The organism is Microbacterium sp. NPDC090007 (assembly GCF_044748345.1).
Classification (GTDB): domain Bacteria; phylum Actinomycetota; class Actinomycetes; order Actinomycetales; family Microbacteriaceae; genus Microbacterium.
The window spans coordinates 801,911-822,867 of record NZ_JBIVFV010000001.1 but is presented as its reverse complement, the minus strand read 5'-3'; the positions used below and the strand labels follow the sequence as shown (position 1 = coordinate 822,867).

General features: G+C 71.6%; 20 protein-coding genes. 6 read left to right on the top strand and 14 right to left on the bottom strand.

Features of this window, described 5'->3' with window-relative positions:
- Position 1: 1 nt before the first annotated feature.
- A complete protein-coding gene (gene eccB, locus ACIPVB_RS03865) occupies positions 2-1,330 on the top strand; it encodes a type VII secretion protein EccB (protein WP_400367137.1) in 1,329 nt (442 codons plus the stop codon).
- Entirely contained in the window at positions 1,327-2,643 is a 1,317-nt protein-coding gene (locus ACIPVB_RS03860; protein ID WP_400367136.1) for a S8 family serine peptidase, read from the top strand. The genes eccB and ACIPVB_RS03860 overlap by 4 nt, the downstream gene beginning before the upstream one ends.
- Before the next feature lie 616 nt (positions 2,644-3,259).
- On the opposite strand, the gene ACIPVB_RS03855 is transcribed toward ACIPVB_RS03860, so the two are convergent.
- Entirely contained in the window at positions 3,260-4,864 is a 1,605-nt protein-coding gene (locus tag ACIPVB_RS03855; protein WP_400367134.1) for an FHA domain-containing protein, read from the bottom strand.
- A 79-nt stretch (positions 4,865-4,943) separates the two neighbouring features.
- Positions 4,944-5,135 carry a hypothetical protein gene (locus ACIPVB_RS03850; protein WP_400367132.1) on the bottom strand — a complete coding sequence of 64 codons (192 nt, stop codon included), beginning with the start codon at positions 5,133-5,135 and terminating at the stop codon, positions 4,944-4,946.
- A 25-nt stretch (positions 5,136-5,160) separates the two neighbouring features.
- Here ACIPVB_RS03850 and ACIPVB_RS03845 point away from each other — a divergent pair, with 25 nt between their 5' ends.
- Positions 5,161-5,676, top strand: coding sequence for a CGNR zinc finger domain-containing protein (locus ACIPVB_RS03845; RefSeq protein ID WP_400367131.1), 516 nt, complete (start codon positions 5,161-5,163; stop codon positions 5,674-5,676).
- A 4-nt stretch (positions 5,677-5,680) separates the two neighbouring features.
- On the opposite strand, the gene ACIPVB_RS03840 is transcribed toward ACIPVB_RS03845, so the two are convergent.
- The 11 genes from ACIPVB_RS03840 to ACIPVB_RS03790 form a co-directional block, all read right to left on the bottom strand.
- Entirely contained in the window at positions 5,681-7,135 is a 1,455-nt protein-coding gene (locus ACIPVB_RS03840; protein WP_400367129.1) for a cation acetate symporter, read from the bottom strand.
- A complete protein-coding gene (locus ACIPVB_RS03835) occupies positions 7,132-7,524 on the bottom strand; it encodes a heavy metal transporter (RefSeq protein ID WP_400367127.1) in 393 nt (130 codons plus the stop codon). Before ACIPVB_RS03835 ends, ACIPVB_RS03840 begins: the two co-directional genes overlap by 4 nt.
- 43 nt (positions 7,525-7,567) lie before the next feature.
- Positions 7,568-8,272 (bottom strand): LytR/AlgR family response regulator transcription factor, encoded by a 705-nt coding sequence (locus ACIPVB_RS03830; RefSeq protein WP_400367125.1) that lies wholly within the window; start codon positions 8,270-8,272, stop codon positions 7,568-7,570.
- Positions 8,269-9,441, bottom strand: a complete 1,173-nt coding sequence (locus ACIPVB_RS03825) for a sensor histidine kinase (RefSeq protein ID WP_108318264.1) — start codon at positions 9,439-9,441, stop codon at positions 8,269-8,271. Before ACIPVB_RS03825 ends, ACIPVB_RS03830 begins: the two co-directional genes overlap by 4 nt.
- A gap of 13 nt (positions 9,442-9,454) precedes the next feature.
- Positions 9,455-9,703, bottom strand: a complete 249-nt coding sequence (locus ACIPVB_RS03820; RefSeq protein ID WP_400367123.1) for a YbdD/YjiX family protein — start codon at positions 9,701-9,703, stop codon at positions 9,455-9,457.
- 10 nt (positions 9,704-9,713) lie between these two features.
- Positions 9,714-11,978, bottom strand: a complete 2,265-nt coding sequence (locus ACIPVB_RS03815) for a carbon starvation CstA family protein (protein ID WP_400367121.1) — start codon at positions 11,976-11,978, stop codon at positions 9,714-9,716.
- Between the two features lie 135 nt (positions 11,979-12,113).
- A complete protein-coding gene (locus ACIPVB_RS03810) occupies positions 12,114-12,611 on the bottom strand; it encodes a GNAT family N-acetyltransferase (protein ID WP_400367119.1) in 498 nt (165 codons plus the stop codon).
- 56 nt (positions 12,612-12,667) lie between these two features.
- The gene (locus tag ACIPVB_RS03805; RefSeq protein ID WP_400367117.1) at positions 12,668-13,189 is read right to left on the bottom strand and encodes an RNA polymerase sigma factor; all 522 of its coding nucleotides are present in this window, start codon (positions 13,187-13,189) and stop codon (positions 12,668-12,670) included.
- An 8-nt stretch (positions 13,190-13,197) separates the two neighbouring features.
- Complete coding sequence (locus ACIPVB_RS03800; protein WP_400367116.1) at positions 13,198-13,788, bottom strand: hypothetical protein; 591 nt, start codon at positions 13,786-13,788, stop codon at positions 13,198-13,200.
- Between the two features lie 130 nt (positions 13,789-13,918).
- The gene (locus ACIPVB_RS03795; protein WP_400367115.1) at positions 13,919-15,058 is read right to left on the bottom strand and encodes a cation diffusion facilitator family transporter; all 1,140 of its coding nucleotides are present in this window, start codon (positions 15,056-15,058) and stop codon (positions 13,919-13,921) included.
- A complete protein-coding gene (locus ACIPVB_RS03790) occupies positions 15,055-15,417 on the bottom strand; it encodes an ArsR/SmtB family transcription factor (RefSeq protein ID WP_400367113.1) in 363 nt (120 codons plus the stop codon). Before ACIPVB_RS03790 ends, ACIPVB_RS03795 begins: the two co-directional genes overlap by 4 nt.
- 82 nt (positions 15,418-15,499) lie before the next feature.
- Between ACIPVB_RS03790 and ACIPVB_RS03785 the strand changes: the two genes are divergently transcribed.
- From ACIPVB_RS03785 to ACIPVB_RS03775, 3 genes are all read left to right on the top strand, one after another.
- The gene (locus tag ACIPVB_RS03785) at positions 15,500-15,856 is read left to right on the top strand and encodes a hypothetical protein (protein WP_400367111.1); all 357 of its coding nucleotides are present in this window, start codon (positions 15,500-15,502) and stop codon (positions 15,854-15,856) included.
- Between the two features lie 108 nt (positions 15,857-15,964).
- The gene (locus ACIPVB_RS03780) at positions 15,965-16,276 is read left to right on the top strand and encodes a GNAT family N-acetyltransferase (protein WP_400367110.1); all 312 of its coding nucleotides are present in this window, start codon (positions 15,965-15,967) and stop codon (positions 16,274-16,276) included.
- A complete protein-coding gene (locus ACIPVB_RS03775; RefSeq protein ID WP_400367108.1) occupies positions 16,273-17,292 on the top strand; it encodes a pirin family protein in 1,020 nt (339 codons plus the stop codon). The genes ACIPVB_RS03780 and ACIPVB_RS03775 overlap by 4 nt, the downstream gene beginning before the upstream one ends.
- Positions 17,293-17,349: 57 nt before the next feature.
- Here ACIPVB_RS03775 and ACIPVB_RS03770 read toward each other — a convergent pair whose 3' ends face one another.
- Positions 17,350-20,922, bottom strand: a complete 3,573-nt coding sequence (locus ACIPVB_RS03770; protein ID WP_400367106.1) for a S8 family serine peptidase — start codon at positions 20,920-20,922, stop codon at positions 17,350-17,352.
- Positions 20,923-20,957: the final 35 nt, after the last annotated feature.

The window sequence follows — 20,957 nt, the reverse complement described above, 5'->3', positions numbered from 1 at the left end:
CGTGGCCACCAAGGGCGATCTGATCGAGGCGCAGAACTTCTCGCGCCGACGGCTGCTCACCGCCTTCGTCAGCGGCGCCCCCGGCGGTAAAGAGCTGCAGCCGGCCTCTCCCCTGCGGGCGGTGATCGCCGCGATCGCGCTGACGGTCCTCGTCGTGCTGGTCGGGGTGTTCTACGGGTTGATCCGTCCGGGCCTTCCGAACGGGTGGGAGAACGGCAAGCTCGTCCTCGTCTCGGACACGGGTGCCCGGTTCGTCACCGTCGACGGCGTGCTGCACCCCGTCATCAACACCGCCAGCGCTCGCCTGCTGCTGCCGGCCACCGACTACGCCGTCATCTCGACCGATCAGGCGACCCTCGAAGGCACACCCGTCGGCGAGACGCTCGGCATCACGGGGGCGCCCGACGAGCTGCCGCCCGTGTCGGGACTGGTGAACACCGGGTGGAGCGCGTGCGTCAGCGACGACACCGGCGTGGACGTGCGGATCTCGACCGCCGCGGGCCCCACCCCCGCGACCGACCGGGCCGTCGTCGTGTCGGTCGACGGCATCCTGCACGTCGTGCAGGGCGACCGCAGTTTCGCGGTGTCCAGTGAAGACGCGGATGCCGTGCTGCGCGCGGCGGGCATCTCGGCGCTCTCGCCGGTGGACGTTCCCGCGGCGTGGCTCGACCTCTTCACTGCGGGCACGGCGCTCACCCCGATCACGCTGCAGAACTACGGGCAGGACGTCTCGGGCACGTCGCTGCGGGTCGGTCAAGTCGTGCGCCAAGCGGGCGCCGCCGAGGACGAGCGCTTCCTCGTGCAGACCGGCGGTGTGCTCGAAGCCCTCTCGCCGCTCGCGTGGCAGCTGTACCAGCTCGGCAGCGGCAGCGCCCTGGGCGGACAGGTGACCGAGGTCACCGCCGACGAGATCCGCAGCCTGCCCACCGCCGCCCAGGGACTCGGCGACGACTGGCCGCGCGTCGGTTTCGAGACCGTTGCGGCGGGCCAGCGCCCCTGCGCGGTGCTGCAACCGGGCGAGGGGCAGGCCGTCACCGCGCTCGCGACCCAGCCCTCGTCGACGGCCGTCGCTGCGGGAGTACGCGTCGACCCCAGCCACGGTGCGCTCGTGCGTTCGGGCGGGCGCGGCGACCAGAACGCCAGCGTGCTGACCCTGGTGGATGCCACCGGTACCGCCTTTCCCCTGCCCGGCGCCACCGACGAGACCGTCGCCCGGCTGGGATACCGCCCCGGTGACGTCGGGGCGATCGCCGACGGCTGGACCGCGCTGCTGCCGACCGGCCCGTCGTTGAGCGAGAGCGCCGCCCAGCGCACGCCGGAGGCGAAGTGACCGCTCGCGCGGGACTGGCGGCGGTGGTGGTCACGATGGCCGTCGGGTTGACCTGGGCGCCGCTGCCGGCTCAGGGGGTGGGGCCGGCATCCGGGATCCTCTCTGCAACGAACACGCAATGCACCGCGGACACGAGGGTGGCCCAGACGCCGCCCGCGCTCGAGTCGCTGCAGAGCGACTCGGCCTGGGCGTTGACCCGCGGGGCGGGGGTGACCGTCGCGGTCGTCGATTCCGGCGTCGCGGCGAACCCGCACCTGGACGCGGTCGTGCTGCCGGGCGTCAATCTGGTGCCCGACGGCACCGACGGCTCGGGCCGGACCGATCAGTACGGACACGGCACGGTGATCGCGGGGCAGATCGCCGCGCAGACCATCGCCGGCTCGGGCGTGGAGGGCTTGGCTCCCGCGGCGCAGATCCTGCCGGTGCGCGTCTACGCCGGTGTATCCGACCAGGTGCGCGACGCCGGGTTCGGGCCGAACACCGCGCGGATGGCCGAGGGGATCCGCGCCGCCGCCGACCGCGGGGCGCAGATCATCAACGTCTCGATGAGCACGACCGAGAAGAACGGCGCCCTCGCCGACGCCGTCGCCTATGCCGCGGAACGCGGAAGCCTCGTGATCGCCAGCGCCGGCAACCGCGACTCCGAGGCCGCCGTCGAGATCGACGAGAACGACGGAGCACGCTACCCCGCCGGGTTCCCGGGCGTGATCGGCGTCGCCGCGACCGCGCCCGACGGCACGGTGACCGACGCCAGCATCCACGGCACGCACGTCCGCCTGGCCGCCCCGGGACAGCAGATCGCCTCGACCTGGCCGCTCGGCGGGGACTGCGTGGTCGCCGCCGAAGAACCCGCCACCAGCTACGCGGCGGCCTACGTCTCCGCAGCGGCGGCCCTGGTGGCATCCGCTCATCCCGACGAGACTCCCGCGCAGTGGACGTACCGACTCGAGGCGACCGCCGTGCGCGCGCAGCCGGACTCGCGCTCGAACACCTCGGGCTGGGGCGTCGTGCAACCCCACGATGCGATCGTGCTCGTCCCCGGGTTGGGACTGCGGGGCCCGCAGAGCCCCTTCGCGACCAGCACGCCCACCGCGACGCCGACGGCCACGCCCGGAGCCGTCGCCGTCGTGATCGGACCGGGACCGGATGCCGAGGCCATCCTCACCGCGACCGGCATCGGACTCGCGGGTCTCGTGGCGCTTGGTGGGATCGGCGTCCTCGCCGTGTACGTCAGCCGCCGGCGCGAAGAGACGTCGCCGCGACGCCAGCCGCCGACCGGGCGCGGGCTGTACGGACGCGAAGCGGGCGAGTAGCGCGGGCGGGCGCTTGCGGGGATCCTGGCGCGCAAGCACGAGGGCGCACGGGGGCGGGCGCGGGCGTAGGCGCGAGTGCGGGGGCGGGGGCGGGCGCAAGCGCGGGGGCGGGCGCGGGCGCGAGCGCGGGCGCGGGCGCGGGCGCGGCTGCACGTGGCTGACAACTCGGCGACATTCTGCAACCGACTTGTCAGCGAGACGCTGTTTCGCGGCTCGGCGCCGACGGACGAGCGCGCCGCCGCAACCGGTCTGGCGGCGGGGTGAGTGCGGGCTCGAGGGCGGGCGCCGCGCGGCTGCGGCGCGCAGGCGGGCGCAGGCGTCTCGAGACTGCACAGGGCTGACAACTCGGCGACATTCTGCAACCGACTTGTCAGCGAGATGCCGTCTCGTGGGCCGGGAGCGCCCGGGCCGGCTGCGCCCGCGCCGGAAGGAGGGCGCGAGCGGACCGCGGGCGCGGCGAGACTGCACGTGGCTGACAACTCGGCGACTTTCTGCAACCGACTTGTCAGCGAGACGCTGTCTCGCGAGCGAGCGGCGCGGGAGACCGACCGCGCGCCGCGGCGCGGAGAGCCACCGGAGAGCGACCGCGCAGCGCAACCGCGCGCAGCGCCGCCGGTCAGGACGAGGCGGCGGGTCGCAGCTCGAAGTGCGCGTCGCCGAGGCGGAACCGGCCCGGAGCGATCGCGGTCGATCCGGCGGCGATGCGTTCTGTCCGGCCGTCGTCGTGGACGAGCGTAACGCCGTTGGTGGAGTCGAGGTCGGTCACCGCCCATCCCGTGACGGTCCACTCCAGGCGCGCATGCTGCTTGGAGACCGTCCGCGTGTGGTCGGCGATCGGGACCGCCTGCACCGACTCAGAGGAGGCGACGGGCTTTCGCCCGAGCAGGACCACACGGCTCGTCAGGGGCACACGGGTGCCGTCGGGAAGATCGAGCGTCCACTCGCCTCGACGTCGGGACCGGGGACGGACGGTCTGCGTCTGCTCCTCGACCGGCGCCGCGGACTCGCCCGCTCCCGCGCCGGCGGTGGTATCGGTGGAGTCGGTGGTCTCGTCGACCCGATCGGCGGTGGGGGCGGGCGTCGCCGCCGCGGCGTCGATGGGACGCTGAGTCATCGCGGGGGTGCCGTGCGTGCCGGCGGATGCCGACGGCTCGACGAGCGCGGACGGTGCGACGGGCGCCGACGGCTCGACGGGCGCTGACGGTGCGACGGATGCCGACGGCTCGACGTGCGCCGCCGGCCCGACGGATGCCGCCGGCCCAACGGGCGCCGTCGGCTGGGCGGGCGCCGTCTGGGGTGTCCGGCGCAGTGAGGTGGCCTCGAGGTCGGCGGAGAGTTCCGTCGCCGCGGTGCGCGGCAAGCGCCGTGTGGGGACGTCCGCGCCCTCCGAAAGCGGAGCCGACGCGGCTGCCGACGCCGGAGCAGTCTGCGGCGTCCGGCGCAGCGAGGTGTTCTCGAGATCGGCGGGGAGCTCGGCGGCGTCCGGCGACGGCGCACGGCGCACCGACGTGCTGTCGACATCGGCAGGAAGGCGCACCGACGCGCTGTCGGCATCGGCAGGAAGGCCCGCCGACGGCGCCCGTCCCACCGACGGCACCGCGGCGGCCGTCGCGTCCTGGGAGGGCGCGTCCTCGGAGGGCGCGTCCTCGGAGGGCTCGTTCTCGGGCGCGGGGCGGGTGGGCACGATCTCGACAGGCCCGGGAAGGACGACGGGTGCGGGCGCGACGACGGGCTCGACGGACGCCGCACGCGCCCCGGCGGCAGCCGCGACCGTTCCGGGCACAGCCGTGATCGGACCCGCGGGCGCGGGGGGCGCGGACATCTCGGAACGCCGCTGCGGCCCGGGCGCGGGGAGCTCGGCATCCGTCGCCCTCTCGGGAGCGGTCAGGACCTGCGCCCACACCGGGGGGAACAGCAGCGCGAGGGCGGCGGTGCCGGCGCCGCGCCCCACGGCCGTCCCCAGACGATGAGCGGCACGCGCCTTGAGCACGAGGGCGTAGATGTTCACGACCGGTACGACCAGCAGCACCGCACGCACGGGGTCGATGCCGCCCAGCCGGAAGATCTCGGCGTCGTTCACGAGCGGCACCCAGGCGCGCCACCGCTCGGCTCCCCGCGCATCGAGAACGCGCGACAGGCCGATGGCGTACCAGACGTGCAACGCGAGCGCGGGCACGAGCAGGGCAGCGGCGATCGCGGCGATCAGGCTCAGAACCAGCATGCGTCCTCCGTCGACGGTCCCCTCGACGCTACCGTGCGCCGCCGTTCGGCGCGGCCCCTGTGGATCGGATGCCCCTGCGTCAGAGCAGGCGCGATATCGCCGAGGGCGGCAGCCACGCCGGCTCGGCCACGTCGACCCGGCGCGCGGGACACGACGTGCACCGGACGTATCGCACGTGACCCTCGCTCGTGATGTGCGACGACTCCGTGACCCATGCGTGTTCGTGGACGGATGCCGTTCCGGCGGCGGCGACGAGGCGTGGGGCGGTCATGGACCCAGCGTGATGTAATGCCGCTATGCATCTCAACCCTTACGGAGAGTACGCCGTGCTGCTGGCCGCCTCACTGGCGAACGAGTGGCCGGACGACCGCGACGGCATCGAGGCCCGCACGCGCGAGATGGGGATGACGATGACCTTTCCCGTGGCATCCGATGATCATGAGCGCACGCGCGCCGTGATCGACGAGTGGTTGCGCATCGTCGATGCCCCCGACGACGACACCCGCGCCGCTCTGCTGAACACTCAGATGGCGGCCGTGACCGCCTACCCGCGGCTGACCAACCACGACGGCGAAGGATGGCACCTGCACTACCGCGACAGCGACGAGGAGCTCCCCCGCGTGCTCGCCGCGGTGATCTCGGTCGGCACCTCGCTGCACCTCGTCACCCGCGGCATGGACCGCCTGACGCGGTGCGCGGCGGAGCCCTGCACACGGGTCGTGGTCGACGTCACGCGCAACGGGCGGCAGCGGTACTGCTCGGTGCGCTGCGCCAACCGCGCCGCCGTGCGGCGTCACCGGGCGCGCGGCTGAGCCGTCAGACGTCGGGCGTGTGCAGCCGCGCCAGGTACCGGTCGACGCGCAACGGCACACCGCCGCGGTCGGCCAGCGACACCAGGACGATCACCGCGGTCGTCAGGGGGATGGTCCACGCGGCGGGCTGCGCGAAGAACACGGCCCCGCCTGCCGTATCGCGCAGCGCGGCCCCGGCCACCAGCGCCGCTCCGCACGACACCGCCCCGACGACCATGCCCGCCACCGCCCCGCGCGCGGTCAGCCGAGTCCACCACACGCCCAGCAGCAGCACCGGCGACAGCGTCGACGCCGCGAAGACGAAAACGAGCCCCACGCTCGACACCAGGCCCGCGGGTTGTGTCAGCAGCGCGATGACCAGCGGCACGGCCGTGCACAGCACCGCCGATAGGCGGAACGACCGCACCCCGCCGCCGAACACGTCCTGACTCACCACCCCCGCGAGCGACACGATGATCCCCGACGAGGTCGCCAAGAATGCGGCGAACGCGCCGGCGACGAGCAGGGCGGTCAGCAGCTGACCGGTCAGCCCGGGGAACAGACGCGACGGCAGGGCGAGCACGACGGTGTCGGCGACCCCGGGAGCGGCGAGGTCGGGGGCCACCACGCGGGCGATGAGCCCCATGGTCGACGAGACGGCGTAGAACGCCCCGATCAGCACGATCACGGCCACGGTCGTACGCCGCGCCGACGCCCCGTCCGGACTCGTGTAGAAGCGCACCAACACGTGCGGCAGGCCGATCGTGCCGAGCAGCAGCGCGAGCAGCAGCGACCCCGTCGCATACGCGTCGAGGGCGCCGGGCCCGCTCTCGACCGGGAAGACCCGTGCCGGATCGATCGCGGTCCCGTCGCCGGCCAGCGCGATGAGCAGGAACACCGCCGGCACGAGCAGCGCCGTGAGCTTGAGCCAGTACTGGAAGGCCTGCACGGCCGTGATGGCGCGCATGCCTCCCGCGGCGACGATCCCCGCGACGAGGACGGCGACCACGACCCCGCCCACCCACGGCGGGACGTCGGCGACCACGCCGAGGGCGAGAGACGCGCCGTGCAGCTGCGGCACGATGTACAGCCACCCGATGACGAGCACGACGACGCTCGTCACCCGCCGGACGGCCCGCGACTCCAACCGCGCCTCGACGAAATCAGGGATGGTGTACGCCCCGCTGCGCCGCAGTGGCGCCGCGACGAACAGCAGCACGAGCAGGTACCCCGCGGCATAGCCGATCGGGAACCAGAATCCCTCGGCCCCCGAGAGCAGCACCAGACCGGCGAGGCCCAGGAAGGTCCCGGCCGACAGGTACTCGCCGCTGATGGCCGACGCGTTCCAGACGCTTCCGACGCTGCGCGAGGCGACGAAGAAGTCGCTGCGCGTGCGCGAGGTGCGGATGCCGGCGAAGCCCAGCACCGCGGTGATCACGACGAGCGCGCCGACCGCCGCCAGATCGAAGACGGGGTTCATGAAGCCGGCCCCGGCTCGGCGAGCTGACGGTAACGGCGCTCGTTACGGGCCGCGGCCCGGACGTAGATGAGCGCGAAGACGAGGATGACGGGGTAGAACCCGTACGCGTGCAGCAACCACGACAGGGGTACAGACCACAGGACCGGATCGCCCAGGGTCGGCAGGGCCGCGATGATCCCGGTGAGCACCACCGCGACCACGACGAACGACGACACGCACCCGAGAGCCAAGCGGAGCTGCGCGCGCACCAGCCCGCGCGAAAAGACCGCCTCGGCCTCGTCGGCGACGCGCCCGGGCAGGGCGAACCCCCGGGTCGCCGGTCGTGGGACCCGCCCCGCGGTGGATGCCGTGACCCGCACGCGTTGCGGGGGACGCGGATCAGGGGTCATGGCATCCCTCCTCCGCGAACGCGGCCGACCGCCCCGGCGCGGGTCATCGCAGCAGCGCCTCGCGCACGGCGGACACGAGGCGACGACTGACCGGCAGCTCGATCTCGGGCAGGACGACCGTGGGCGCCGACCCGGCGAGGCGTACCTCGACGACCGCCTCGCGATGCACCAGGTACGAACGGTGCACGCGCACGAATCCCGCGTCGGCCCAGCGGTCGGCCAGGTCCGACAGGGTCGCCCGCACCAGGTGGTCCCCCGACGCGGTGTACAGGCGCGAGTAATCGCCATTGGCCTGCACCCATCGCACCTCGGACCGGCGCACGAGGCGCGTCGTCGCACCCACGGTCACGGGGATCGTCTCGTCGCCCGGCGCCTCGGCATCGGCGGGTGAGGAGAGGGCGCGGCCGAGCGCCCGCGACAGCCGCTCCGCCCGGACGGGCTTGAGGACGTAGTCGACCGCCTCGAGGTCGAACGCCTGCACGGCTCCCGCATCGTCGGCGGTCACGAAGACCACCGCGGGGCGCGCGCGCAGACCCGCGAGAGCCCGCGCGAGATCGAAGCCATCCAGCCCCGGCATGTGGATGTCGAGGAAGGCCACGGCGACGCCACCACCCTCGAGGATCCGCAGCGCCTCGGCCCCACCGGCGGCCGTGCAGACCGTGTCGACCCGCGGATCGGCCGAGAGCAGCGTCGCGAGCTCGGCGCGGGCGGGTGCCTCGTCGTCGGCGACGAGCACGATGACGCTCACGCGCGCACCGTCTCGTGCTGCGGCTGCGACTTGGGCACGCGCAGGCGCACCGAGGTGCCCGCGCCGATGTTCGTCTCGACGACGAGACCTCCGGCGGGACCGTAGAGCTGCCGCAGGCGCGCGTCGACGTTGCGCAACCCCACGTGCGACGAGGGCGCGTCGAGATCGAGCAGGGCCGCCAGCTCGTCAGGGTCCATGCCCACCCCGTCGTCGTCGACGATGACCTCGGTGTGCGTACCGGCGTCGACCGACGACACCGTCAGCACTCCCCCGCGCTCCCCGGGCTCCAAACCGTGACGCACGGCATTCTCGATGAGGGGCTGCACCGACAGGAACGGGATGACGGTCGCGAGCGTCTCGGGTGCGATGCGCAGACGCACCGTGAGGCGGTCGCCGAAGCGCGCGCGTTCGAGTTCGAGGTAGGAGTGGATGCTGCGCAGCTCTTCGGCCAGCGTGGTGAACTCGCCCTGCCGCCGGAACGAGTAGCGCGTGAAATCGGCGAACTCGAGCACCAGATCGCGCGCTCGGGGCGGATCGGTCGAGATGAACGAGGCGATCGCCGTGAGCGCGTTGTAGATGAAGTGCGGGCTGATTTGGGCGCGCAACGCCTTCAACTCCGCCTCGGCCAACGCGGCGCGCGAGGCGTCCAGGCCCGCGAGCTCGATCTGCGCGGCGCACCAGTCGGCGACGTCCCCGGTCGCCCGCACGAGGGGCGCACGGGCTTCGTCGGCGAAGGCGACGACCGCACCCCACACCCTCCCGTCGACCACGATCGGAGCACCCACCGCGGCGCTGTCGTGCTCCGAGAACACTTGACGGCGCGCCGAGTCGTACACGCGGGCGGCGACGCGACGCGCCGAGGCCTCGAGCGCCGCGGGGCCGTCGAGGGCGACGCGATCGGTCGCCGTCTCGACGATGGCGACCGCCTCGGCGCCGAGCAGCACGCGCAGGTGCCGGGCCGCGCGCGCCGCGTCGGGCTCGTCGCGGCCCCCGCGCAGCGCCGCGGCCGCGGCCGCCGCGACGTGGAGCGTCCGGTGGGTGGCCCGGTCGGCGTCGCTGCCCAGGTCACGCGAGCCCAGCGCGTACCGGCGCGCGAGCACGAGGGCGAGCGTCAGGGCCGCCCCGACGATCACGCCGACGGCGCCCGCGAGCACCGGTGCGTCGAGCATCCTGGAAGCCTACTCAGCAGCAGCGCGCGCCGGGATTGCGGTCCTGCTCATCGGAGCGCTGTCGCCAGAATTGCCGTTCGGTCAGCGGCGTCGCCGCGGGGTGATGGGCGCGCAGATGCGCGACGTAGACGTCGTACGCGCGATCGCCCATGAGGGTCGTCACGTACCACCGGATGCCACGGCCCGCCCGCGCGAGACGGCACCGCAGCGTCTGGCCGCTGTCGTCGTCCGCGCCGGGGGCCGTGGCATTCGCGTGAGTCATCTCGGGGTCCTCAGTGGTGCGACGACGCGGTCGGCCGGTCGGGGTGATCGGCGGGGAGGCTCTGCCACTGCTTCTCGATGGCACGCTCCTCCGTGGTGGCGACGAAGCCCGCCGCCGCGAACCGGCGCGAGGGCACGGGCGCGTCCTCGAGGTTGTCGCCCCCTCCGGCGCGCAGGGCCTTGACGGTCACGATCACGGCCATGACGATCACGATGATCGCCAGCGACACGAAGATCACCGACAGCACGCCCTGCACGAAGGTGTTGCGCACGACCGCTTCCATCGCCGCGACGCTCTTGGCCGTACCGAACTCGGTCTTGCCCTCGGCCAGCGCCCCGCGGAACGCGAAGTGGTTCGCCCAGTATCCGACCGCCGGCACCGGCGAGAAGATCTTGTACATGGATGCCGTGATCGTCACCACCGCGGCGAAGGCCAACGGCAGCGCGACGATCCACAGCCACCGGAAGTAGGACCGGCCGCGCTTGGCGACGATGGCCAGCACCACGGCGAGCGCGATCGCGGCCAGCAGCTGGTTGGCGATGCCGAACAGCGGGAAGAAGGTGTTGATGCCGCCCAGCGGGTCGGTCACACCGAGGATGAGGATCGATCCCCAGCCGGCGACCATCACCGCCGTGCAGATCCAGACGCCGGGCCGCCACGACAGGTCCTTGAACTTCGGGATGACGGTGCCGATCGAATCCTGGAGCATGAACCGGGCCACGCGGGTGCCGGCATCCACTGCCGTCAGGATGAACAGGGCCTCGAACATGATGGCGAAGTGGTACCAGAACGCCATCATCGCCTGACCGCCCAGGGCCTGCTGCATGATGTGCGCGAGTCCCAGCGCCAGGGTCGGGGCGCCGCCGGTGCGCGAGACGATCGAGCTCTCGCCGACCGCCGCCGCGGTGGAGGTGAGCATGTCGGGCGTCAGGTTGACGCCCGCGAGCCCCAGCCCGTTCACGAAGGCCACGGCGCCTTCAACGGTGCCGAGTGTCGCCGCGGGCGAGGAGTTCATCGCGAAGTAGATGCCGCGATCGATCGACAGCGCCGCCACGAGGGCCATGATCGCGACGAACGATTCCATGAGCATGCCGCCGTACCCGATGAAGCGGGTCTGGCGCTCCTTCTCGACGAGCTTGGGCGTCGTTCCCGAGGCGATGAGGGCGTGGAACCCGCTCAGCGCACCGCAGGCGATGGTGACGAACAGGAACGGGAAGATCGGGCCGCTGAACACCGGGCCGGTCTGGCCGCCGGCGAACTCGCTGAACGCCGGCACCGAGATCTCGGGGCGCACCAGCACAATCGCCCCCGCGAGCATGACGATCACGCCGACCTTCATGAATGTCGACAGGTAGTCGCGCGGAGCGAGGAGCAGCCACACGGGAAGGACCGCGGCGACGAAGCCGTAGATGATGATCCCCCACGCGATGACCGAGCGGTCGAGGTGGAAGGCCGCGTAGCCCCACTCGGTCGAGGCGACCCAGCCGCCCGCCACGATCGCGCCGATGAGCAGCACGAACCCGATGATCGAGATCTCGGTGATACGGCCTGGACGGATGTAGCGCAGGTACAGGCCCATGAACAGGGCGATCGGGATGGTCATCGACACGCTGAAGACGCCCCACGGGCTCTCGCCGAGCGCGTTCACGACGACCAGGGCGAGGATCGCGACGATGATCAGCATGATGAGCAGGCTCGCGAGGATCGCCGCGGTGCCACCGATCTTTCCGAGCTCGTCGCGCGCCATCTGGCCGATGGTGCGGCCACCGCGGCGCATCGAGAAGAACAGCACGAGGTAGTCCTGCACCGCGCCGGCGAGGATCACGCCGACGATGATCCAGATCGTGCCGGGCAGATACCCCATCTGCGCGGCGAGCACCGGGCCCACGAGGGGGCCCGCACCGGCGATGGCCGCGAAGTGGTGGCCGTAGAGCACGCGACGGTCGGTGGGCACGAAGTCCTTGCCATCGGCCTTGCGCTCGGCGGGGGTGGCGCGGCGGTCGTCCGGCCGCGTGATGTAGCGCTCGATCACCTTCGAGTAGAAGCGATAGCCGATCAGATAGGTGCAGACGGCCGCGAACACGAACCAGATCGCGTTCACCGTCTCGCCGCGCACGATGGCGAGCATCGTCCAGCCGAGACCGCCGAGCAGGGCGATGCCGATCCACAGGGCGATCTTCGCCGGGGTCCAGCGGCTCTCGAGCTTGTCGGGCGGTACCGCGACGGGCGGAAGGTTCGGGTCGGTGACGACGTCGTCGTCGACGGAAGCGCTCATGGGGTCTCCTGTTCGCGGCTCTGCGGACTCGCCGAACATTAGAGGGATGCCGACCCCCGTCGGGGTGGCGTCCCTCGGTCGTGCGATGAGCGGCGCGAACGGTGCGACGAGCGGCGTGCAAGCTGGGCGGCGCCGTCAGAGCGGCATACCGAAGACATGACGCACGGCACCGCCGCCGAAGTCATCGGCGATGCGCCGCATGCCGAGGTTCGCGGCGACCCGTTGCGAGGCGACATTGTCTGGGTGAGTGATCGCGACCAGTTCGTCGCTGATGGCGTGGTCGCGGGCGAAGTCGCGGCAGGCGACAGCGGCCTCGGTCGCCAGCCCCCGGCCCTGGTGGAGCGGGACGACGTGGTAGCCGACCTCGAGCCTGCGCACGCCGTTGACGGCCTGCCACGTGAGCCCGCAGTCGCCGACGAACTCGCCGACGCGGGTCTCGATGATCCAGAGACCGAACCCGTGTTCGGCGTAGTTGGCCTCGTTCCAGCGGATCCATCGGTCCGCGTCGTCGCGGCTCTTCGGCGCGGGGTAGAACGCCATCACCGCGGGGTCACCGAGAAGAACGGCCATCGCGTCGAGGTCGTCGCCGCGCATCTCGCGGAATCGGAGTCGATCGGTGGGCGGCGGCGACATCCGGCCAGCGTAGCGAGGGGCACTACGACGACGCGGGGACCCTCTGCGGACCTGCCTCAGTCGCTGGGGGCGATGGGGTTGTGGGAGGCAAGTTCGATCGCGAGACGTTCCTTCGCTCGTCCGTAACGCGTTCGCGCGGTGGACGGATTGATCTTGAGTAATGCTGCCGCATCTACGAGAGAGAAACCGTCCCAGTGCACCAGAATGATCAACTCTCGGTCTCTCTCGGACAGGTTGCCGAGGGCTGAGCGAATGGCGGTGCGGCGTTCGACGAGCTCCGTCACATCTGCCGGGTCGTTGGACGACACGTGCTCAGAATCGAGAGACACGCTTTCGACCGTCACGTCCAGCTTCCGTCGTCGACGGTGGTGGTGATGCAGAACGTTGCGTGCGACCCCGAAGCTCCACATCCGCGCCGCGACAGCCTCGCGCGGCAGATGCTCCCGCCGTCTCCAGATCACGACGAACGTCTCGCTGAGCAGGTCGTGGTGCTCGGTGGCATCCCGGCGGATGAAGTAGCGCAACAGGTCGGGGCCGTTCGCGTCCACGACAGTTGCGGCCCACTCCTCGGCCGTCATCCCCGTACTCACCGAAAGGGACCCGTGCACGTATCCGTGCTGCCCCACTGCGATGCCGCGCCATGCAGCTCGGCGGGCAGTCGTCGCTCGACCACGGGCAGGATCGCCACCTTGAAGGAGATCGCGTCACGAGCCTCCTGGGTATCGACAGCCCCAGTTTCTCCGGGTTCTGGTGTTCGCGGATTCTCGATCGCTTGGTCGTAGATGTCCTGACCGACTCCGTCCCATGACGTCTCTCGGAGTGCCTCGGCGACCCGTTCTTCGATCGGTGACCTCTCCGCATCCCCGACGTGAACGGCCCACGAGCAGGAGACGTCCACACCCGTCGATGTCGTATAGCGGATGGGAATCACGACGTCCGGGTCCACGCGCTCGCCACCCATACCCAACCAGACGGGCACCGCGAGCGCGGCCCCCGTGGTGACCGCGACAGCAGCGAATGCCGCGGGAACCAGGACACGCCAGCCGTATCTCCGCGATCTCCTCGGGGCGGGCGACGAAGCCCGATCCCATGCCTCTTGAGCGAGACGCGCCGCCGATGCGTCATCCAGATGGATCGCGGGATCGCTCGCTGTCACTTCTTCATCGCTGGCACGCACGGTTGATCCCTCCACGGCGCCGACACACGGGGCGCTCACCCCTACATGCCGCCGATGACGCAGATCGTCTCATCTTGATGGACGCGCGTCGGTGAGGAAGTCCGAACGGCTCGCACCGAGACCGACCCCGTCAGACGACCGCCCGGCCGCTCGACGAGGTGGGAGCGACCGCGAAACCGTCGACGTTGCGGATCGCCGCGTGCACGTGGGATGCCGCGTGGTCGGCAACCTCTTCGGCGGTGCGCAGGTCGGCCACGTCCACCTCGACGGTGGCCGAGCCGGTCAAACGGTGGCCGACCCACCGCAGCCGGACATCGCGAACGACGACGACTCCGGTGGTCTGCGCGAGCGCGCGCTCGGTCCTGTCGAGCAGAGCGGGGTCGATGGCATCCATGAGACGCGCGCCGATCGACTTCACCGTCCCCCACAGCAGGACCATGATCGACACCGAGATGAGCAGACCGATGATCGGGTCGGCGAGCGGGAACCCGAGCAGGACGCCGATCGCACCCAGGACGACCGAGAGAGACGTGAACCCGTCGAGTCGCGCGTGCACGCCGTCGGCGACGAGAGCCGCGGAGCCGATCTTGCGGCCGACCCGGATGCGGTAGATCGCCACCGCCTCATTGCCGGCGAAACCGATCAGGCCGGCGGCGATCAGAAGCCACGGGTACTCGACGGGCCGCGGGGTGATGAACCGGTCGATGGCCTGCCACCCCGCCACGACGGCCGAGAGGGCGACGACGAAGACGATGAACATGCCCGCCAGATCTTCGGCTCGACCGTACCCGTAGGTGTACCGACGGTTCGCCGCCCGTCGACCGAGGACGAACGCGATCCACAGCGGCACCGCGGAGAGGGCGTCCGCGAAGTTGTGGATCGTGTCGGCCAGGAGTGCGATCGAACCCGTGAAGGCGACGACGACCGCCTGCAGCACGGTCGTCGCCAGCAGGATGACGAGGCTGATCTTGAGGGCCCGGATGCCGGCGGTGCTCGCCTCCATCGCGTCGTCGATCGAGTCCGCCGAGTCATGCGTGTGCGGCACGAACAGGTCGTAGAGAAAGCCCTTCACGCCTCCGTGCGGATGCGCGTGGTCATGGCCGTGGTCGCCATGTCCGTGCCCGCCGTGGGCGTGGTCCGCGTGGGCGCCGTGGGCGCCGTGGGCGTGGTCGGCGAGGTCGCCACGGGCGTGGCCGTGGCCACTGCCGTCGTGCTCGTGCTCGTGCCCGTGCGCGTGCGCGTGAGCCCGCGGGCCCGCACTCTCGCTCATATCGACGCCTGTTCGATGTGGGGGCGCGGCTGCTGTCCCAGGACGTGCTCGGCCTGCTTCACCGCGTCGATGACCAGGTCCGATGCGTGCTCATCCGTCAGTCGGTAGTAGACGGTGGTCCCCTCGCGGCGCGTGGAGACCATTCGAGCCATGCGCAGCTTCGCGAGGTGCTGCGACACCCCGGCCGCGCTCTTGTCGACGGCCTCGGCGAGGTGGTTCACGCTCATCTCCCCCGCGTTGCGCAGCGCGAGGATGATGCGCACGCGCGTGGCCTCCGCGAGCATCGCGAAGACCTCGACCGCGAGTTCGACGTACTCCGAGTCGGGACCGAGTCCGCATGACTGCTTATCTACGTGCATACGCAAATAGTGCGCCGTTCTCGCCGTCCTCCGTCCTCAGCGAAAGCTGTACGGGCACCTCCTCACGCGCTACCGTCGAGGAATGTCGGCCACGCAGCAGATCGAAGAGACCGCAGCGCTGAAGCCGCGTCGCCGCCCCAGCCGTGCGCTGATCCTCATCGCGGGCGTGATTCTCATCCCGTTCGCCCTGGGGCTGATCTTCACCAGCTACAACACGGTGACCGAGGAATCAGCATTGCGTCAGGCCTTCGCGGGGGTCGCCGGGCAGACGATCGCCATGCTCACCGCGATCGCCGTCGTCGTCATGACAGCGCTGGAGCGCCGGTGGCGCGAACTGCCCCTCTTCGTCGTGATCGCCGTCGCGGTTATCTCCTCGGCGGTCAGCTCGCTGACGAGGACCGGCGAGCAGCTCGTCCAGCTGCTGTCCACCGTCGCCTGAGAGCCGTCTGACGCGAGCGCACAAGAACAAGCCCCCTCCTGTCCACCCGTCGCGGAACATCCATGCCAGCGCATACGTTGCTGTCATCACCGACGACAGGAGACCCCCATGGCCGACGACCTGACCGTGACCCGCAACGACGACGCGGGCCGATACGAGATCCACGTGGGAGACGAGCTCGGCGGCTTCCTCGAGTTCGCTCCCGAGGGCGATCGCGTCGACCTGCCGCACACCGAGATCGACCCGGCGTTCAAGGGCAAGGGCCTCGGCTCGAAACTCGCGAGCGAGGCGCTGTCCGACCTCGCCCGTCGCGGCGACACCGTCATCCCCTCGTGCCCGTTCGTGGCGCACTACCTCGGCGAGCACGACGTCGACGGCCTCTCGGTCGAGTGGCCCGAGGGCGCCGACCAGTCGTCGTGACCCGCCTCGACGTCGCTCCCCCGGCATCCGAGGGTCCCCTCGGCTGCGACGGACCTCGCGCGCTCGTCGTCGCTGCACGCGACGTGCCGCTGGGCGGCGTGCGCGGCATGGAGGTGCACCGGACGCTCCCCCACCGGTCGCTGCCGATGGTCGGGGCGTGGTGCTTCCTCGACCGGTTCGGACCGCAGGACACCCTGATGCGCGTCGAACCGCACCCGCACATCGGTCTGCAGACGGTGACCTGGCCGATCGTCGGCGAGGTCCGCCACCGGGATGCCGTGGGCAGCGACGTCGTGGTACGTCCGGGCGCTCTGAACCTCATGACCAGCGGCGCGGGGATCTCGCATTCCGAGTACTCGGTCGGCGAGGGGCCCATCCCCCTGGATGCCCTGCAGTTGTGGGTGGCCCTGCCCGAGGACCGACGCCACGGAGCCCCCGCGTTCGAACGGCACGAGGATCTCCCGATCCTCGACCTGGGCGACGGCGCCGACGCGGTCGTCGTGATGGGCGACCTGGGCGGGGTGCGCTCCCCCGCGACCGTGCACACGCCGATCGTCGGAGCCGAGCTCCGCCTGCCCGCGGGCGTGAAGGTCCGCATCCCCCTGCATCCCGCGTGGGAATATGCCGTCTACGGCATGACCGGTGCCGCGGTGGTCGAAACGGGGATGGATGCCGTCGACGCCGACGCCGCGAGGCGCCCGACCTCCGCGTCCGAGGCCGGGCCGACGGCATCCGTCGATCACACCCGTCTGGTGTACGTGGGCACGGGACGCGACCACCTCGAGCTGCGCAGCGACGAGGGTGCCCGCGTGTTCCTGCTGGGCGGCGAACCGTTCGAGGCGGACATCGTGATGTGGTGGAACTTCGTCGGCCGCTCGCACGACGAAATCGTCGAGGCGCGGGAGGCCTGGGAGGCGCGGAGCGCGCGGTTCGGCACCGTGATCGACCACGGACCCGAGCGCATCCCGGCGCCGCCGCTGCCGGGGGTTCGACTCACACCGCGCACGCGGCGTTAGGCCCGCACGACGACGCGGCGCCCGAGCCGAAGCCCGGACGCCGCGTCATCCCGATGATCAGCGCCTGACGTAGATCGAGGTGCTCGTGCGCGAGCCCTCGACCGTGGCACTACCGGCGTAGACCGCCGTCACCCGCTGCACGCCGCGGGTCTGCGGGTCGACGGTGAGGGTGGCCGTGCCGTTCTGCAGGGTGGCGACGTAGTCCGCGCCTGCGACCGTGACCGTGACCTCGCCCTGCGCAGCGGGACCGCTGGTCGGCTTGACCGTCACCGTGAGGGTGAACGGCTCGCCGGCCGCGCCGACGCGCGGGCTCGGGGTGACCGAGATCCGCGACGAGACCACGACGGCGGCCCCGTTGCTGTCGGCCGTGCCGGTGAGCCCGGTGGCCGGGTCGGTCGCGGTCACGCGGACGCTAAGGGTGGTGCCCTGGTCGGCGCGCTGCACGCGATAGGTCGCCCCGGTGGCGCCGTCGATCGGCTGGCCGTCGCGCAGCCACTGGTAGGCGGTCGTGACGTCGGCCGGGTCCCACGTTCCGGGGGTGGCGGTGAGCGTGCGTCCGACCTTCGCCGTCCCCGACACCGTCGGGGCCTCGACGGCGACCGGAGCCGCCTCACCCGAGTCGACGGTGAGCACCGTCTGCACGTCGGAGTCGCCGTACTGCACGACGCCGAGGTAGCGGGTGTCGGCCGCGAGTCCCTGCCACGACAGCTCGTACGAGGTCGCCACGCCCTGCTCGACCGGCAGGGGGTTCGGCGTCGCCGTGAGCTGCCCGTCGCCTCCGGGGGTGACGTTGACGTACGTCATGTCCCAGGTGAAGGGTCCGGTGACCGCGTACAGGTTCGCCTCGATCAGGTACGTACCCGGGGTCGGGTTCGACAGCGACACCTGCTCGTCGGCCGAGGCCGTCGCCGAGGTGAAGCGCTCGTAGTACCGCAGGTCGTCGGGGCTGACGACGCGCGACACGAACAGGTCGAGGTCGCTGCCGGTGTCGTCGGACGAGTCGAGCGTGAAGCGCGAGAGGGTCGTCCCCTCGGGCACCTCGACCGTCCACCGCACGTAGCCGTCGGCGTCGCCGGAGTCCTGGTCACCGGTGTGGCCCTCGACCGGGTTGTCGGGGTCGCTCAGCAGCGTCTGCGCGGCCAGGCCCGACAGCGTCAGCGGCAGCTCGCCGCCCACACCGGGCAGGACCTCGACGCTGGTCGAACCCGACAGGCCCGTGCCCGACACCTCGGCCGGAGCCTCGGCGGTCGCGGGACGCAGCGCGATGGGCGAGCGCACCTGCGTGTCGCCGCTCGTCCAGGTGAGGAACCCGCTCGTCCACTGCTCGGCCGGAGCGGTCGTGCGCGAGAAGGTGACCGTGAAGGACTTCGTCTCACCCGCGGCGCCGAACTCCAACGTGGACGGTTCGACGACGGCATCCACACCGGGGACGTCGATGGATGCCGTGAACGTCCCGGCTTCGGTCGAGGTCACCGAGCGGGTGACGGTCTGGGGCTTGGCGAGGGAGCCGATCGAGATGGAGGCGAGGTTGAGGTCGCTGCCGTCGATGGGCTCGACGCCGAAGTCCTCGAGGCCCTTGCCCTGCAGGAACGCCGCCCAGTCGGACGGGCCGTTGAGGTACAGCAGACCCGGGTCGAAATACTTCGTCGGGTCGACGTGACCGGCGCCCTGGGCGAAGGGATCCTGCGCGGGGGCACCCTCGACGTCGACGGTGTCGTAGGCGGTGGTCATCATCGCCGACTTCACCTCGGCCGGGGTGGCCAGGGGACGCTCGCCCAGGTAGAGGGCGGCGAGACCGGCGACGTGCGGCGACGACATCGACGTGCCCGAGAGGAACTCGAACGTCGGGGTGGCACCGGGGGCGTTGGCCGCGGCCGCGAGGATCGCGACACCGGGCGCCGACACGTCGGGCTTGAGGATGTCGCTGCCGTCCGCGAGCATCGGTCCGCGGCTCGAGAAGCCGGCGACCTGCGGCGTCGGGGTGGTCTCACCCGTGACGTTCTCGCCCACGAGGGTGGCCGTGGCATCCGCCGTCCCCCGCACGTAGGCGAGCAGGGCGTCGCGGTAGCGCGCGTCGATGTGCACGGTCGGCACGGAGTGGAAGTCGTTGTCGACCGAGGCGGGCGTGACGTTGACGAGGATCATGCCCACGCCCCCGGCGTCCTTGACGGCCTGCGACTTCTCGACGCGGGCGTTCTGCCCACGGTCGCACACGACGATCTTGCCGGCGGCCTGCACCGGGTCGAGCGAGCCGAGCAGGCACAGGGCTGCGTTGGCCGGATCGGTTCCGGATAACGCGATGTCTCCCGCGTAGACGACGGGCGCCGTGACCTCCTGGCCCGCGGGCACCGAGACCGAGGCGCCGGCGGCCTGGAACCCGTCGGGCAGCGTCACCGTGCCCTCGTAGGTCGGGATCGTGGAGGCGGCGACCGTGGTGTACCACGGTGAGGCGTGGTCGGCCGTGGAGGCGCCGGGACCGGAATTGCCCGCCGACACCGCGACGAACACGCCCGCGGCGGCGGCGTTGAAGAACGCCTGGTCCTCGATCGCGAGGGTGCTCGTGGCGGCACCGCCGCCGATGGAGTAGTTGATGACGTCCACGCCGTCGTCGACCGCCGCGTTGATCGCGCCGAGCAGGTCGCTGAGCGCGCAGACGTCGTCGGTGGTCACGAGGGGGTCGGGGCCGGCCCAGCACGCCTTGTACGCCGAAACCTTGGCGGCGGGGGCGACGCCCGAGATCGCGCCGAAGTCGATGCCCTCGACGTCGGCCTCGACGCCGTTGTTGCCGGCCGCCGTGCTCGCCGTGTGCGAACCGTGGGCGTCACCGTCGCGGGGAGAGAGGTAGTCGGCCTCGAAGGTGAAGCCGGTGGCCGCCGCACCCTCGCCGAAGTAGCGGGCGCCGATGAGCTTGGTGGAGTAGTCCGAGAGCGACCAGCCGTTGCCCTCGGCGACGCGCGGGGAGCGGAAGTCGGTGCCGTCGCCCTTGCGGTACACGACGTCGTTGCCGTCGAGGTACGGCTCGGAACCGGCGGCGGTGCCCAGCTGCTCGCCCGCGAAGGCGGGGTTCTCCGGCGCGATGCCGGTGTCGACGACACCGACCACGACGCCCGCGCCGGCTGCGTCGATGCCGCCGACCTGGTTCCATACGCCGTTGTCGCCCTCGAGGCCGAGGAACTCGGTGGACGGGACGGCCGCGGGGCGGCGGATCTCGTCGGGGACGACCTTCTGCACGCCCTCGGTTGCGGCGAGCTTGGCGGCCTGGTTGGGATCCATCGTGGCGCTGAAGCCGTTGACCGCGATCGTGTACTGGTAGTCGGGGCTGACGCCCGCTTCGTCGGCGACGTCCTGCTGGCGCTGCTCGAGGAAGGCCGAATAGCGACGGACCTCGGGGGTGCCGGTGTCGAGGTTCGCGTCGTCGGACTTCGTGGCCTCGAGGCCGGCTTCCCCGCCGCCGTAGGTGGCGACGGGCGCCTCGTCGAGCACGACGATGTAACGACCGGTGGCGGATTCGATGGGTGTGGGTGGGGTCACCCCCTCGCCCACTTCGGCAGCCTGGACGGCGGTGCCGCCGGCGACGGTGAACAGTCCGGCCAGAGAAATGGCCGCGACCGAACGCAGGGTTCGACCCATGGTGCGCTCCAAACGGGGGGATGAATTGAGCGATC

Coding starts and splice junctions, on each gene's coding strand:
- ACIPVB_RS03825 (WP_108318264.1), bottom strand. CDS start 9,441: ATGCTCGACGCACCGGTGCTCGCGGGCGCCGTCGGCGTGATCGTCGGG.
- ACIPVB_RS03780 (WP_400367110.1), top strand. CDS start 15,965: ATGGCCGACGACCTGACCGTGACCCGCAACGACGACGCGGGCCGATAC.
- ACIPVB_RS03845 (WP_400367131.1), top strand. CDS start 5,161: ATGCATCTCAACCCTTACGGAGAGTACGCCGTGCTGCTGGCCGCCTCA.
- ACIPVB_RS03840 (WP_400367129.1), bottom strand. CDS start 7,135: ATGAACCCCGTCTTCGATCTGGCGGCGGTCGGCGCGCTCGTCGTGATC.
- ACIPVB_RS03820 (WP_400367123.1), bottom strand. CDS start 9,703: ATGACTCACGCGAATGCCACGGCCCCCGGCGCGGACGACGACAGCGGC.
- ACIPVB_RS03805 (WP_400367117.1), bottom strand. CDS start 13,189: ATGACGGCCGAGGAGTGGGCCGCAACTGTCGTGGACGCGAACGGCCCC.
- ACIPVB_RS03855 (WP_400367134.1), bottom strand. CDS start 4,864: ATGCTGGTTCTGAGCCTGATCGCCGCGATCGCCGCTGCCCTGCTCGTG.
- ACIPVB_RS03835 (WP_400367127.1), bottom strand. CDS start 7,524: ATGACCCCTGATCCGCGTCCCCCGCAACGCGTGCGGGTCACGGCATCC.
- ACIPVB_RS03785 (WP_400367111.1), top strand. CDS start 15,500: ATGTCGGCCACGCAGCAGATCGAAGAGACCGCAGCGCTGAAGCCGCGT.
- ACIPVB_RS03795 (WP_400367115.1), bottom strand. CDS start 15,058: ATGAGCGAGAGTGCGGGCCCGCGGGCTCACGCGCACGCGCACGGGCAC.
- ACIPVB_RS03770 (WP_400367106.1), bottom strand. CDS start 20,922: ATGGGTCGAACCCTGCGTTCGGTCGCGGCCATTTCTCTGGCCGGACTG.
- ACIPVB_RS03790 (WP_400367113.1), bottom strand. CDS start 15,417: ATGCACGTAGATAAGCAGTCATGCGGACTCGGTCCCGACTCGGAGTAC.
- ACIPVB_RS03810 (WP_400367119.1), bottom strand. CDS start 12,611: ATGTCGCCGCCGCCCACCGATCGACTCCGATTCCGCGAGATGCGCGGC.
- ACIPVB_RS03850 (WP_400367132.1), bottom strand. CDS start 5,135: ATGACCGCCCCACGCCTCGTCGCCGCCGCCGGAACGGCATCCGTCCAC.
- ACIPVB_RS03815 (WP_400367121.1), bottom strand. CDS start 11,978: ATGAGCGCTTCCGTCGACGACGACGTCGTCACCGACCCGAACCTTCCG.